This is a genomic window from Micromonospora sp. NPDC049257, from assembly GCF_040678915.1.
Lineage (GTDB): Bacteria > Actinomycetota > Actinomycetes > Mycobacteriales > Micromonosporaceae > Micromonospora > Micromonospora antibiotica.
Window position 1 is genome coordinate 51,225 of sequence record NZ_JBFAQU010000031.1, and the last position, 13,875, is coordinate 65,099.

The window sequence follows — 13,875 nt, forward strand, 5'->3', positions numbered from 1 at the left end:
CCTTAACGCCTGTTCGGCCAGACTAGCGGCATGGCTGAAAACTCCTCCGTCGAGCCCGCTGCCGACTACGTCACAGACATCGGGCTGCTCCGTATCGATCACGTCGGGGTCGCGGTCGCCGACCTCGACGCCGCGATCGACTTCTATCAGCGCACCTTCGGGATGCGCTGCATACACCAGGAGACCAACACCGAGCAGGGGGTACGCGAAGCGATGCTGGCCGTCGGCCCGACCGCCGAGGGCGGCTGCGTGCAGCTGCTCGCCCCGTTGTCGCCGGAGTCGACCATCGCCAAGTTCCTCGACCGCAACGGACCCGGGGTGCAGCAGGTGGCGTACACGGTCGCCGACATCGACGTGGCCTGTGCGACCCTGCGCGAACGTGGCGTACGACTGCTCTACGACACCCCGAAGCGCGGCACCGCCAACTCCCGGGTCAACTTCGTCCACCCCAAGGCCGCCGGTGGCGTCCTCGTCGAACTCGTCCAACCCGCCACCACCCCCCACTGACCCCACCCCCTCACTCCCCCACCCCGCCCCGCCCCCGCTCCCCCACCCCACCCCACCCCGCCCCACCCGGCCCTGCCTCGCCCCGCCCTGCCTCGCCCCGCCCTGCCCCGCCCCGGTGATCAAGAGGTTTGCGTCAGATCTGAAGATCAAAGTGACCTAAACCTCTTGATCACCGGGGCCTGGCCGGGTGGGCCGGGTGGGCCGGGGCGGTTGGGGGTGTGGGTGGGAGGGGTGGTGGGGTGGAGTGGGGTGGGATTGGGTTTTGGGCGGGGGTGGTGGGCGTATTGCGGTGGCTTGCCAATTGGGGGTGGTGGAAAGGGCGCCGGGGGCGGGGGCGGGGCCTCAGTTTCGTTACTTCGCGTGACGGCGGGTCCGCCCGGACCTGCCAAGATCGCCGTTTGGGCGGGGCCGACGGGACGACCCGGTGGACCCTGTAAAGAGGACACGAAAGCTCGGCACCGCTCTTGCGAACGACCCCGGGGGGTCTGCAAGTATGTCCCAATGCCCCAGCAGCAGTCCTCCCCTCTCGCGTTCTTCGATAACGCGAACTCGCAGCCGGACTTCACGGTCGGCCTACGCGGCTACAACACCCACCAGGTCGACGACTTTCTCGGCCGGATGACGGCCGCGCTGACCCAGTCGGAGCAGGCCCGCGCCGAGGCCGAGCAGCGGATGAACGACGCCCAGCGTCGACTTCGCCAGGCCGAGCAGCGGCAGGCCGCGCTCGAGCAGAAGCTCACCGACACCAACAAGCAGCTCGAGGAGAACAGCCGGCCGACCCTCTCCGGTCTCGGTACCCGGGTCGAGCAGATCCTCCGGCTGGCCGAGGAGCAGGCCAACGACCACCGCAACGAGGCCAAGCGCGAGTCGGAAGGGATCCTCTCCGCTGCCCGGCTGGAGGCGCGGGAGATCACCGACAAGGCGCGCGCCGAAGCCGCCGCGATGAAGGCCACCGCCGAGCGGGAGGCCGGCACCGTCCGTACCGCCGCCGAGCGGGAGGCCGCCGAGGCCCGGGTGCAGGCCCGCCGGGAGGCCGACACGCTGCGCGCCGACGCCGACCGGGAGACCAAGCAGCTGCGTACGGTCACCGCGCACGAGGTGGCCGAGCTGAAGTCGACCGTCGAGCGGGAAGTCGCCACCCTGCGCGCCACCGCCGAGCGGGAGATCACCCAGCAGCGGGCGAAGGCCGCCCGGGAGGCCGAGGAGAAGCGCGCCGAGGCGACGAAGCTGCTCACCGACGCCCGTGACAAGCGGGACAAGGACCTCCAGGCCCTGGAGCTCCAGCTCGCCGAGCGCCGGGAGAAGGCCGAGCGCGAGGAGTCGGAGCGGCACGCCGCCCAGGTGGCGCAGACCCAGAAGCTGGTCGGCGAGGCTGAGCAGCGGGCCCGGGCCGCCCAGGAGCGGGCCAAGGAGATCGAGCAGCGCGCCGAGGCCCGCCGGGTCGAGTCCGAGCGCACCGCCAACGAGACCGTCGACAAAGCCAAGGCGCTGTCCGAGAAGACCCTCAACGAGGCCAAGGCCGAAGCGAAGCGGCTGCTCACCGAGGCGCGCACCGAGGCGGACCTGACCACCCAGGCGGCCCGCCGCGAGGTGGAGGACCTCACCCGCCAGAAGGACGCGGTCACCTCGCAGCTCGGTCAGATGCTCTCCGGCCTGGCCGGGATCGTGCCGGGCGTACCGGCCCAGCAGCCGGCCGCCGCGCCGGCCAAGTCGGAGCCGGCCAAGGCCGACGCCGACTCGCGGGCCACCGCGGAGACCGCCAGCTGACCGGCTGCACCGACGGGGCATGTGTCACGGCGCGGAATGACACCGGGTAACCGGTGGACCCCCGCGCCGTACGCGTTCCGGCCCTGTGACACCCTGTCGCGCGACCACAGTGAAACAGCTCCCCACAGCGGCGTCCGTATCGCCCCCGGAGGGCAGGATGCGTGTGAGGATGGGGGCATGTCGCACGGCGAGGAACTGTTCGCTCTCGGCGGGGACGTGACGACGGAGCCCAGCTTCGAGTCCGCCCTGCGTGGATACGACAAACGACAGGTCGACCGGTACGTCGCTCGTGCGGAGCACGAGATCACCACCCTGACGGGTGAGCGGGAGCAGGCGTACACCCAGATCCACAAGCTGGCCGGCCAGGTCGAGCATCTCCAGCGGGATCTCGCCCAGGTGCGCAAGCAGATCGGCGTGGTGGACCGGGCCTCCTTCAAGCACCTCGGCCCCCGGGTCGAGCAGATCCTCGCCCTCGCCGAGGAGCAGGCGGACGCCATCCTGGCCGCCGCCAACGAGGAGATCGAGGCCCGCCGGGCCGCCGCCGAACACATCATCGACGAGGCCCGTGAGCAGGCCGCCCGGGCGCTCAAGGACTTCGAGATCGCCCTCGCCGCGCGGCGTGCCGAAGAGGAACGGCACACCACGGCCCGCAAAGCCGAGGCGGACGCCGCCGTGCGTACGGCGAAGGAGGAGGCCGCCCGGCTGCGGGCCACCGCCAAGGACGAGTCGACTCTGCTGCGGGCCACCGCCGAGGACGAGTCGAACCGGCTGCGGGCCACCGCCCAGGAGGCCCTGAGCCGCGCCCAGCAGGAGGCCACCCAGCTGCGCGACACCGCTCGGGAGATCCACACCCGGGCCCAGCAGGAGGCCGCGAAGCTGCGTGAGGCGGCCAAGGCGGCGCTGGCCACGGCCCAGAAGGAGGCCACCGACCTGCGTGAGGCCGCCAAGGAAGTGCACACCAAGGCGCAGCAGGAGGCCCGGCGGCTCACCGAGTCGGCCACCGAGGCCAGCCGGGCCACCCGTGCCAAGGCGCTCCAGGAGGCCAAGCAGGTCACCGACGACGCCGAGGGGGCGGCGAAGGCGACCCGGACCCGGTCCCAGCAGGAGGCGCACCGGCTGACCACCGAGGCGACCGAGGCGGCGCAGCGCAGCCGGGCCGAGGCCGAGGCGTACGTGCAGCGGATGCGCACCGAGACCGAGGCGTACGTGCAGCAGTCCCGCGCCCAGACGCAGCAGGAGCTGGGTGCCTGGCGCGCGGGGGTGGAGCAGGAGGTCAACGGCCGGCGGGAGGCCGCCGACCGGGAGCTGGCCCAGCGTCGCGCCGCCGCCGAGCAGGAGTTCGCCAAGCGCCGCGACGAGCTGGACCGCAAGCACCAGACCCGGCACAACGAGCTGGAGCAGCAGCACCGGACCCGGCAGGAGGAGCTGGAGCGGGAGTGGGCCGCCCGGCGTGACGAGATCGAGCAGGGCGCGGCGGAGATCCGCCGCTCCGCCGAGGCGGACGCGGCGACGCTGCGCCGGCAGGCCGAGCAGGAGACCGGCGAGCTACGTCGGCGGGTCGAGCAGGAGACCGCCGAGTTGCTCGACCGGGCCGAACGGGAGAGCGCCGACAAGCGTCGCCAGGCCGACGAGCACGTCGCCGCCTCGCGTCGGCAGTTCGACGAGTACGCGGCCACCACCCAGCAGCACCTCGCCACCACCCAGCAGCACCTCGCCACCACCCAGCAGGAGGCGGCGGCCGGCCGGCAGCAGCTCGCCCGGGTGATGTTGGAGATCGCCCAGGCTCAGCAGCAGCTCGCCGACCTGCGTCAGGAAACCTGGCAGGCGCGGCAGGAACACGACGAGGTGCAGCGGGACGTCACCGCGCTCCGGATGCACGCCGCGACGCCGGTGGGCCCCGACGCGGTGGCACCGTCACCGGACGGCGACCGACCCGGGACTGGCGTACGCGGCAACGGCACGAAGCCGAAGCCGAAGCCGACCCCCGGCACCGGCGAGCCGGCACCGGAGCCGGTGGGTGCCGGCGGCAGGCCGGATTCGGCCGTGGCGGTCACGAAGCCGGCGGGTGCCCCGGCCGTCAACGGCACCCGACCGGATGGCACGGGTACGAAGCCCAAGGCGGAGCCGGTGACCACGGTGGACGGTGGGACGGCCAGCGCCGGGGTGGACGGCGAACCGACCGTCGCCGCGGTCCCCGGCACCGCCGGTCGGGAGGCCACCCCGACAAAGATCACCAGTACCGGTGAGAACGGCAAGCGACCCACCAAGCCGACCACCGACGAGCGCAGCGCCACCCCGAGCACGGTGACCGTCGAGTCCGAGTGACCACGACCCGCGCGACCACGAACCGGCCGATCGCGAACCGGGTGACCACGAACCGGGTGACTGCGAACCGGCCGACCGCGACCCGCGCGACCACGAACCGCGCGACTGCGAACCGGGTGACTACGAACCGTAGGTGCGCTGCCGGGTGACCCGGGGTGGCTGGCGGTACCGGACCCCACTACCCTGCGGGCGGAGGCCCGTACGGTAGGTGTTCACCGGACGGGCATGGTGATCCACTCCGGTGAGCAGCGCCGGGGCGGAACTGGGGAGGCTCGGTGGCACAGCACGACCCGGCACGCGACGACGTGACCGGGGACGACACCCCTGCCGGCGGAACGTCGGACCGTTCGGGGGTGGCACCGGCCGCGGACCGTTCGAGGGCTGTACCGGCGGCGGACCGCACCGGTACGACGGACCAGATCACGGGCGGGGCGTCGTCCACCGCCCTGGCCGGCGCGGCGAGCACCGGGCCGGTCGCCGACTCCCGCACAGCTTCCGACCCCACCGAAGACCCCACCACCGCCGAGGACACCGGCACCGCCGTCAGGGCGAAGGCAGCGGCGGGTGCCGCGACGGAGCAGGTCGAGCCGGGGGAACCCGGGTCGGTCGCCACCGGTTCGGGACGGTTCGGTCGGCCCGGCCGGCCACTGCGCCGCAGCAGCTTCCTGGTCGGCTTCACCGGCGCGCTCGGCGTGCTGCTGGCGTACACCGTGTTCCTGGGCATCCGCAATGCCAGCGGGATCCTGGTGCTGGTGGTGATCGCGCTCTTTCTGGCGGTGGGGCTCAACCCGGCGGTGGTGCGGCTGCGCCGTTGGGGGCTGCCGCACGGCCTGGCCGTGACGGTGGTGGTGCTGACCCTGGTGCTGCTGATCATCGCGGGGCTGGTGGCGTTGGTGCCGCCGGTGGTGACCCAGACCGGGCAGTTCATCGAACAACTACCCAGCTATGTCGAGGAGCTACGCCGCAACCGTACCGTCAACGACCTGGTGGTGCGGTACGACGTGATGCAGCGGGTGCAGGAGCTGGCCAACGCCGACACCGTCGGTCGGGCGCTCGGCGGGGTCCTCGGCGGCGCCCAGTTGATCTTCGGCACCCTCTTCCGGGTGCTCACCGTGCTGGTGCTGACGATCTACTTCCTGGCCTACTTCGACAAACTGCGCGACCTCGGGTACGCGCTGGTGCCGAGGTCCCGCCGGCAACGGGTCAGCCTGATCGGCGACGAGATCCTGACCAAGGTCGGCGCGTACATGGTAGGGGCGCTGAGCATCGCCGTGCTGGCCGGCGCGACCACCTTCGTCTTCGCCCTGGTCGTCGAGCTGCCCTACCCGTTCGCGCTGGCCGTGGTGGTGGCGGTGACCGACCTGATCCCGCAGATCGGGGCCACCCTCGGCGCGGTGATCGTGAGCCTGGTCGGGTTCGCCACCGGGCTGCCGGTCGGCATCGCCTGCGTGGTCTTCTTCGTGCTCTACCAGCAGGTGGAGAACTACCTCATCTACCCCAAGATCATGCGAAGGTCGGTGGAGGTCAACGAGGTGGCCGCCCTGCTCGCCGCACTGCTCGGGGTGGCGCTGATGGGTGTGGTCGGCGCGTTGATCGCCATCCCGGTGGTGGCCGCCCTCCAACTGATCCTGCGCGAGGTGGTGCTCCCCCGCCAGGAACGCCGCTGACCAAGCCCACCCCGGCCCGCCCCAGCCGGACAACCCCCACGCCCAGCCCGCCGGGTTCCGGCCACAACAACAATGTTGTAGTGGGCTCCTCCGGCCAGGAGGCCACTACAACATGGATCGAGCACGATCTTGGACCGTCGCGCGCGGTCACGGGAAGGCGGAGCGGGCAGCGGGAGGGCAGGGCGGCGGGAGGGGTGGGGCGGCGGGAGGGGTGGGGCGGGCCTCAGCCGGCGGCGGGACCCGGCACGGGGGTGTCGGCGAAGGCGGCCACCGTGCGGTCGGCGTACGCGCTGACGTCGCCGGTCTCCATCGGGCCGTCCCAGCTCGTCGGCAGCGGCAGCGGCACCGCCGGGTTCACCCGCCGGACGATCTCGTCGAGCACCCGCTCGGCGTCGCCCACCCAGAGGTGCTTGGCCCCGGGCACCCCGACCACCTCGGCCTGCGGCACCGCCGCCAAGCGTTCCCGAGCCTCGTCGGGGCGCAGGTAGTCGTCGAACTCGGGCACCAGCGCGGTCAGCGGCCGGCCCGACTCCGCCCAGACGGCCAGGTCCGCGGGGTTCGAAAAACGCAACGGCGGGGAGAGCAGGATCGCCCCGGCCACCGCCGGGTCGCAGCCGTACTTGAGGGTCAGGTCGGTGCCGAACGACCAGCCCACCAGCCAGACGTTCGGCAGCTCGTGGAACTCGGCGTACTCGATCGCGGCGGCGACGTCGAAGCGCTCGCCCACCGCGTTGTCGAAGGCCCCCTCGCTGGTGCCCCGGACGCTGCTGGTGCCCCGGGTGTTGAACCGGAGCACCGCCAGGTCGGCCAGGGCGGGCAACCGCCAGGCCGCCTTGCGGAAGACGTGGCTGTCCATCATCCCGCCGTGGGTGGGCAGCGGGTGCAGGCAGACCAGGGTGCCCACCGGGTCCCGGTCGGCCGGGCGGGCCAGCTCGCCGACGAGGCGCAGGCCGTCGGCGGTGTGCAGCTCGATGTCCTCCCGGTGGCCGGGCAGGATCGACGACGCGCGGATCGGTGTGCTCACCGCCCAAGTCTGCCGCGAAGTCGTCGCCGCCGCGCGCCCGGGGCGCAACCGGGGTGACCAGGATCGCCCGACCGGCCCCACCGGCCGCCGCCCACCGGAATCCGCCGGCCGGCGGGCAGCACCTCGTCGGCCGGGCCGGTCAGCCGTAGCGGGGTGCGCCCCGGCCGCGCAGCAGGTTGGGCCCCCGCCGGTCCCGGGCCCGCCAACAGCCGCTGTGCCAGTGCCGCCGGTCGGTCAGGTCGCCCGCGCCGTCGGCCGGCCAGGCCACCAGGTGCGCCACCCCGGGTCGGATCTCCTGGTCACATCCGGGGCAGCGGTACGTCTTGACCGACGCCCCGCCGCTGATCCCGCGTACCTGCCACTCGCCGTCGCGCCACTGCTGCACCGATTCCACGCCGTGGCGGGCCCGGCCGGCGTCCAACTGGGTGGTGTCCTCGCGGCGGGGACGGTTGCGACGGGGGCTCACCTTGCCAAGGTTACGGTCAGTTCCCGGGCTGCTGCGCGGTGAGGTACGCCGCCCGGCCCGACAGCGGTGCGGCGGCCCGGATCAGCGGCGGGTGGCCGACCGTCGCCCCGGTCAGTGCCCGGAGTGGTCCCGGAAGCCCTGGCCGGACCGGTGACCCAGGTGACCGGCGGTGACCAGGTGTTCCAGCAGCGGCGCGGGGGCGAGGCCCGGCTCGCGCTGCTCCCGGTATACCGCCCGCTGGCCCGCCAGCGCCACGTCCAGGCCGATCGCGTCGAGCACCTCGAACGGGCCCGTCGGGTACCCGCAGCCGAGCTTCATCGCGTGGTCGATGTCGTCGACGGAGGCGTAGCCCGCCTCCAGCATCCGCACCGCGTCGTTCAGGTAGGGCAGGAGCAGCGCGTCGACCACGAAGCCGGCCCGGTCGCCACAGACCACCGTGGTCCGGCCGAGCGCGGCGCAGACCGCGGTGGCGGTGGCGGTGGCCTCCGCCGAGGTACGGATGGTGCGTACCACCTCGACGAGCGGTCGCCTCGCCGCCGGGTCGGGGAAGTGCAGGCCGAGCACGTCGGCCGGACGCTGGGTGGCCATCGCCACCTCGATCACCGGCAGCGACGAGGTGGTGGTGGCGAGCAGCACGCCCGGCTTGCAGACCTCGTCGAGGCGGGCGAACAGGGCCTGTTTGACGCTCGACTCCTCGGCCACCGCCTCGACCACCAGGTCGACGTCGGCGAGCTGTTCCAGGGTGGCCGACCAGGTGATCCGGGCCAGGGTCGCCTCGTGGTCGGCCGCGTCGAGCTCGCCCCGGGCCACGTCCTCGTCGAGCGCGCTCCGGACCGCGCCGGAGATCCCGGCCGACGAGCCGGTGTCGCCGTCCACCGAGAGCACCGGGTAGCCGGCCCGGGCGAAGACCTCGACGAGGCCGGCCGCCAGCGCCCCCGCCCCGACCACGCCGACCGTGGTCACCGGCGCGCTGTCGGGCGCCGTCCGCGTCGGGGCCGGCGTCTGCCCGTCGGGTACGACCTTCGGAGAGCCCGGTTTGTCATAGGTGTAGAAGCCGCGTCCGGACTTGCGCCCGAGCAACCCGGCGGTGACCATCTGCCTGATCAGCGGTGTCGGGGCGTGCCGCCGGTCCCGTCCGCCGTGCCGGTACATGGTGTTGAGGATCTCGTACGCGGTGTCCAGGCCGATCAGGTCCAGCAGGGCGAGCGGGCCCATCGGCAGGCCGCACCCGAGCTTCATCGCGAGGTCGATGTCCTCCCGGGTGGCGTACCGGGCCTCGACCATGCTGACCGCCTGGTTGAGGTAGCCGAACAGCAGGGCGTTGGCGATGAAACCGGCCCGGTCGCTGATCGTGACGTCGACCTTGCCGAGCCGGGCGCAGAGCGCCTCGACGTCGTCGACCACGTCGGCGGCGGTGACCACCGTGCGAACCACCTCGACCAGCTTCATCACCGGCGCCGGATTGAAGAAGTGCAGGCCGACGACCTGCTGGGGCCGGTCGGTGGCGACCGCGATGTCGGTGACGCTCAGCGAGGAGGTGTTGGTGGCCAGGATGGTGTCGGGCTGGCAGATCCGGTCCAGCTCGGCGAAGAGCCGTCGCTTCAGGTCGAGGTGTTCGGGCACCGCCTCTACCACCAGGTCCACCGAGTGCAGCGCCTCCAGCCCGACCTGGAAGTCGACCCGGGAGTGCAGGGCGTCCCGGTCGTTCTCGGCCAGCTTGCCCTTGGCCACCGCCCGGTCGGTCGACCGCGCGAGGGTGGCCCGACCCCGCGCCAGGGCCGGCTCGGAGATCTCCACCGCGACCACGTCGACACCGTTGCGGGCGAACACCTCGACGATGCCGGCACCCATGGTGCCCAGACCGACCACGCCCACCCTGGTGAACTCCCGCGCCACGACCGGCCTCCCCTGGTTGACTCCGCCGCCGCCGACACGGACGGACGCTGCGCACATGAACGAACGCTAAGGTTATCCGTCGGAGTGTGCCACGCGGCGGTGCGCCGTCGCGACGCCCTGGGAGATTTCCCGCACCCGGCCGGGGCCGCCCCGCCGCACCGGCCGGGCCGCGTCGTCGAACCCATCGGGCCACGCCGCCGCACCAGTCACGGCCATGCCGTCGCACCAGTCCGCGCCGTCGCACCAGTCCGCGCCGTCGCACCAGTCCGCGCCGTCGCACCAGTCAGGGCCGTCGCACCAGTCAGGGCCGCGCCGTCGCACCGGCCGGGGTAGCGCCGTCGAGCCCGAGGCGGCAACCGGTCAGGCCGGCCCGGCGGCGGAAGCCCCGGCGGTCGGCCGTGTCCCCGCGGTCAGGTGTCGACGCCACGTACCGCGGCGACGGGGCGACCGGCCACGGCGTCGGCCGGGCCGGGGGCACGCGGCGGCAGCGGCAGCGTGGGCCGGTGGTCCCGACGGCCGCCGAGGCCCCCGGTGAAGCTCAGGCCGACCGGGTCGGTGGTGGCCAGCCCGGGGTCGAAGTAGCGCAGCTCGGTACGGCCCAGCCGGATCACGTCGCCGTCGGTGAGCGGCTCGGCGTCGGTGATCCGCCGGTCGTTGAGCCAGGTGCCGTTGGTCGACCCCAGGTCGACCAGGACCACCCCGTCCTCGGTCAGCCGCACCTCGGCGTGCCGCCGGCTCAGGTGCGCGTCCGCCACCGGGATGTCGACGTCCGGCGCCCGGCCGATCACCTGCGGTCGGGGCCGGACGCGGAAACTCGCCCCCCGCATCGGCCCGCCGGCCACCGTCAACAGCGGCATCAGTTCCGGATGATCCTGCATGGACAGTCAGCTCCCCATCCGCCGTCGCCTCGCGCCCAGCCTGCCAGCTCCGCGTGACCAGCTCACCACCCGCCCGGCCACCTCCGCGACCCCTGGCGGACATCGACCGTCCACCGAACAGGCGGCGGCGGAAGCAATAGACGAGCAGCACTCACAACTACCAGCTGGTAGCTTCCGGGTCTAGACTTCCGCCATGACGGCTGTACAGGTCCCGGGTACCCCGGTAGTCACCGATGGTCAGTTGGTTTCGACCAGCCCGGCCACCGGCGCGGAAGCCGGCAGGCTGCCGGTCGCCACCGCCGAGGAGGTGCAGCGCGCGGTCGACCGCGCCCGCACGGCCGGGCAGTGGTGGGCCGGGCTCGGCTTCGACGGCCGCCGGACGCGCCTGCTGCGCTGGCGGGCCCTGCTCGCCCAGCGGATCGAGGAACTGGCCGAACTGCTCCACGTCGAGGGCGGCAAACCGGTCGGTGACGCGGTCGTCGAGATCCTCACCGCCATCGAGCACATCGACTGGGCGGCCCGCAACGCCCGCCGGGTGCTGGGGCCGCGCCGGGTCCGGTCCCGGTTGATCCTGGCCGAGTTCTCCGGCCACCTAGAATACCAGCCGCACGGCGTGGTCGGGGTGATCGGCCCGTGGAACTACCCGGTCTTCACCCCGGTCGGCTCCGCCGCGTACGCGCTGGCCGCCGGCAACGCGGTGGTGCTCAAGCCCAGCGAGTACACCCCGGTGGCCGGTCAGTGGCTGGTCGACGCGTTCGCCGAGGTGGTGCCGGAGCAGCCGGTGTTCACGGCGGTGCACGGCCTGGGCGACGTCGGCGCGGCACTGTGCCGCTCGGGCGTCGACAAGGTGGCGTTCACCGGCTCCACGGCGACCGCCCGTGCGGTGATGGCGGCCTGCGCCGAGTCGCTGACCCCGGTGCTGCTGGAGGCCGGCGGCAAGGACGCGATGATCGTGGACGCCGACGCCGACCTGGACGCCGCCGCCGACGCCTGCGTCTGGGGCGCGCTCACCAATGCCGGCCAGACCTGCATCGGCATCGAACGGGTCTACGCGGTGGCACCGGTCTACGACGAGTTCGTCGCCCGGGTGGTCGCCCGCGCCGGACGGCTGACCGTCGGCGCGGACTCCGCCGACCTCGGCCCGATCACCATGCCGAGCCAGCTCGACGTGATCCGCCGGCACATCGACGAGGCCATCGCCGCCGGGGGGCGGGCGGTGCTGGGTGGCCCCGCCGCCGTCCAGCCGCCGTACGTGCATCCGACGGTGCTGGTGGACGTCCCCGAGTCCGCCTCGGCCATCCGCGAGGAGACGTTCGGCCCGACCGTGACCATCAGCCGGGTCGCCGACGCCGACGAGGCCGTACGCCGGGCCAACGCCCTGCCGTACGGCCTGGGGGGTTCGGTGTTCGGTCGGCGTGACGCGGTGGCGATCGCCCGGCGGCTGCGGTCGGGGATGGCGTCGGTCAACTCGGCGCTCACCTTCGCCGGGATGTCCACGCTGCCGTTCGGCGGGGTGGGCGACTCGGGCTTCGGCCGGATCCACGGCGAGGACGGGCTGCGCGAGTTCGGGCGGGCCAAGTCGGTCACCCGACGGCGGGCCCGGTCGTTGCTGCCCTCGATGACCTTCGAGCGGACCCCGACCGACGTGGCCCGCCTCGTCAAGGTCGCCAAGGCGCTCTACGGCCGCCGCTGACCGACCGCACGGGCGGTGCCGGGCCGCACAGCGCAACGCCAGCCGCACGGGCGGTGCCGGGCCGCACGGGGTACGGGGGTGCTGGCCACCGGGCCGCGTGCCCGGCGGGGCGGTGGTGCCCGCAGCGCGCCGACGCCAGCCTCACAGTCAGAACAGGGTCAGCTCGTCGCGCACGATGCCCCGCAGCCGGTCGTAGTCGACGACCACGCAGCGGATGCCCCGGTCGGTGGCGAGGACCCGGGCCTGCGGTTTGATCTCCTGAGCGGCGAAGACACCGGCCACCGGGGCGAGCAGCGGGTCCCGGTTCATCAGTTCGAGGTAGCGGGTGAGCTGCTCGACGCCGTCGATGTCGCCACGCCGCTTCACCTCGACGGCGACCGCGCTGGAGTTGGCGTCCCGGCAGAGCAGGTCGACCGGGCCGATCGCGGTCATGTACTCCCGCCGGACCAGGGTGAAGCCCTCCCCCAGCGTCTCCGGGTTGGCGGCCAGCAACTCCTGCAGGTGCGCCTCGACGCCGTCCTTGCGCAGCCCCGGGTCGACGCCCAGCTCGTAGGAGGTGTCCTGGAAAATCTCCGCCAGGGTGATCCGCAACTCCTCGCCGGCCTTGTTGACCACCCGCCACACGCCGGGGGCCTCCTCCAGCCGACAGGGCGGGCTCATCCAGTTCAACGGCTTGTACGCCCGGTCGTCGGCGTGGATCGACACCGACCCGTCCGCCTTGACCATGAGCAGGCGGGTGGCCAGCGGCAGGTGCGCCGAGAGCCGTCCGACGTAGTCCACCGAGCACTTCGCAATCACCAGACGCACCCGACGAGGGTAGCCGAGGACCGGCCGGTCACCGTCGCGCGGCACTGGCGTGCCGGTGCGATGCTGAGATGGTGCTCGAAGTCCTCACCGGTACCGGTCTCGCCGCCTCGGCGGGCCTCAACGCCTACATCCCCCTGCTCACCATGGGTCTGCTCGCCCGCTACACCAGCCTGATCGACCTGCCCAGCGGCTGGCAGTGGCTGGGCAACGGGTGGGTACTGGCGATCCTCGCCGCACTGCTCGCGGTCGAGGTCGTCGCCGACAAGGTGCCCGTGGTCGACCACGTCAACGACGTCGTGCAGACGGTGGTCCGGCCCACCGCCGGCGGGCTGGCCTTCGGTGCCGGTTCGGGCTCCGAGACGGTGACGGTCAGCGACCCGGGCGGGTTCTTCTCGTCCCACCAGTGGGTGCCGGTGGCCGCCGGGGTCGCCATCGCGCTCGGCGTACACCTGTTCAAAGCAGCGGCCAGGCCGGTGGTCAACGCGACCACGGCGGGCTTCGGCGCACCGGTGGCCAGCACCGCCGAGGACGCGACCAGCGTGCTGATGTCCCTGGTGGCGATCATCCTGCCGGTGCTGGTGCTGGCGTTCCTGCTGGGCATGGTGGCGTTCGTGGTCTGGTTCCTGCGGCGACGCCGGGAGCGACGCCGGGACCGCGAGGCGGCCCGCGCCGCCGGCTACCGGGTCTGACCCGCCGCCGCACACGCCGATGGCCGGCACCCCGGGCGGGGTGCCGGCCATCGTGTCGTACGCGGGTCAGCTGTTCCAGTGCTGGGCGACGAGGTCGGCGGCCTGGGTTTCCCACTGGGCGTAGTGGTCGGGGTACGCCGACACCTGGACCGTCTG

General features: G+C 73.1%; 11 protein-coding genes. 6 read left to right on the forward strand and 5 right to left on the reverse strand.

What is annotated here, in order from left to right:
- Positions 1-30: 30 nt before the first annotated feature.
- From mce to AB0K25_RS28490, 4 genes are all read left to right on the forward strand, one after another.
- Positions 31-507: a methylmalonyl-CoA epimerase gene (mce, locus tag AB0K25_RS28475; RefSeq protein ID WP_357534980.1), complete on the forward strand. Its 477-nt coding sequence runs from the start codon at positions 31-33 to the stop codon at positions 505-507.
- A gap of 501 nt (positions 508-1,008) precedes the next feature.
- Complete coding sequence (locus AB0K25_RS28480; RefSeq protein ID WP_219464425.1) at positions 1,009-2,274, forward strand: DivIVA domain-containing protein; 1,266 nt, start codon at positions 1,009-1,011, stop codon at positions 2,272-2,274.
- A 177-nt stretch (positions 2,275-2,451) separates the two neighbouring features.
- Positions 2,452-4,599, forward strand: coding sequence for a hypothetical protein (locus AB0K25_RS28485; protein WP_363823679.1), 2,148 nt, complete (start codon positions 2,452-2,454; stop codon positions 4,597-4,599).
- A 275-nt stretch (positions 4,600-4,874) separates the two neighbouring features.
- Entirely contained in the window at positions 4,875-6,266 is a 1,392-nt protein-coding gene (locus AB0K25_RS28490; RefSeq protein WP_357534984.1) for an AI-2E family transporter, read from the forward strand.
- A 223-nt stretch (positions 6,267-6,489) separates the two neighbouring features.
- Here AB0K25_RS28490 and AB0K25_RS28495 read toward each other — a convergent pair whose 3' ends face one another.
- From AB0K25_RS28495 to AB0K25_RS28510, 4 genes are all read right to left on the reverse strand, one after another.
- Positions 6,490-7,290 (reverse strand): alpha/beta hydrolase, encoded by an 801-nt coding sequence (locus tag AB0K25_RS28495; RefSeq protein WP_363823681.1) that lies wholly within the window; start codon positions 7,288-7,290, stop codon positions 6,490-6,492.
- A gap of 139 nt (positions 7,291-7,429) precedes the next feature.
- Positions 7,430-7,756 carry a hypothetical protein gene (locus tag AB0K25_RS28500; RefSeq protein WP_219464428.1) on the reverse strand — a complete coding sequence of 109 codons (327 nt, stop codon included), beginning with the start codon at positions 7,754-7,756 and terminating at the stop codon, positions 7,430-7,432.
- A 111-nt stretch (positions 7,757-7,867) separates the two neighbouring features.
- Positions 7,868-9,652 carry a 3-hydroxybutyryl-CoA dehydrogenase gene (locus tag AB0K25_RS28505; protein ID WP_363823683.1) on the reverse strand — a complete coding sequence of 595 codons (1,785 nt, stop codon included), beginning with the start codon at positions 9,650-9,652 and terminating at the stop codon, positions 7,868-7,870.
- A 410-nt stretch (positions 9,653-10,062) separates the two neighbouring features.
- Entirely contained in the window at positions 10,063-10,530 is a 468-nt protein-coding gene (locus tag AB0K25_RS28510; protein ID WP_219464429.1) for an FHA domain-containing protein, read from the reverse strand.
- Between the two features lie 193 nt (positions 10,531-10,723).
- Here AB0K25_RS28510 and AB0K25_RS28515 point away from each other — a divergent pair, with 193 nt between their 5' ends.
- Positions 10,724-12,223 (forward strand): aldehyde dehydrogenase family protein, encoded by a 1,500-nt coding sequence (locus AB0K25_RS28515; RefSeq protein WP_219464430.1) that lies wholly within the window; start codon positions 10,724-10,726, stop codon positions 12,221-12,223.
- Positions 12,224-12,370: 147 nt separating this feature from the next.
- Here AB0K25_RS28515 and nucS read toward each other — a convergent pair whose 3' ends face one another.
- Positions 12,371-13,030, reverse strand: a complete 660-nt coding sequence (nucS, locus tag AB0K25_RS28520; protein ID WP_219464431.1) for an endonuclease NucS — start codon at positions 13,028-13,030, stop codon at positions 12,371-12,373.
- Between the two features lie 71 nt (positions 13,031-13,101).
- On the opposite strand from nucS, the gene AB0K25_RS28525 reads away from it, so the two are divergent.
- Complete coding sequence (locus AB0K25_RS28525; protein ID WP_208568503.1) at positions 13,102-13,719, forward strand: DUF4126 domain-containing protein; 618 nt, start codon at positions 13,102-13,104, stop codon at positions 13,717-13,719.
- Positions 13,720-13,875: the final 156 nt, after the last annotated feature.

What these genes read in the sequence shown, in the direction of transcription:
- AB0K25_RS28515 (WP_219464430.1), top strand. Translation starts at nt 10,724, where the DNA reads ATGACGGCTGTACAGGTCCCGGGTACCCCGGTAGTCACCGATGGTCAG.
- mce (WP_357534980.1), top strand. Translation starts at nt 31, where the DNA reads ATGGCTGAAAACTCCTCCGTCGAGCCCGCTGCCGACTACGTCACAGAC.
- AB0K25_RS28510 (WP_219464429.1), bottom strand. Translation starts at nt 10,530, where the DNA reads ATGCAGGATCATCCGGAACTGATGCCGCTGTTGACGGTGGCCGGCGGG.
- AB0K25_RS28480 (WP_219464425.1), top strand. Translation starts at nt 1,009, where the DNA reads ATGCCCCAGCAGCAGTCCTCCCCTCTCGCGTTCTTCGATAACGCGAAC.
- AB0K25_RS28485 (WP_363823679.1), top strand. Translation starts at nt 2,452, where the DNA reads ATGTCGCACGGCGAGGAACTGTTCGCTCTCGGCGGGGACGTGACGACG.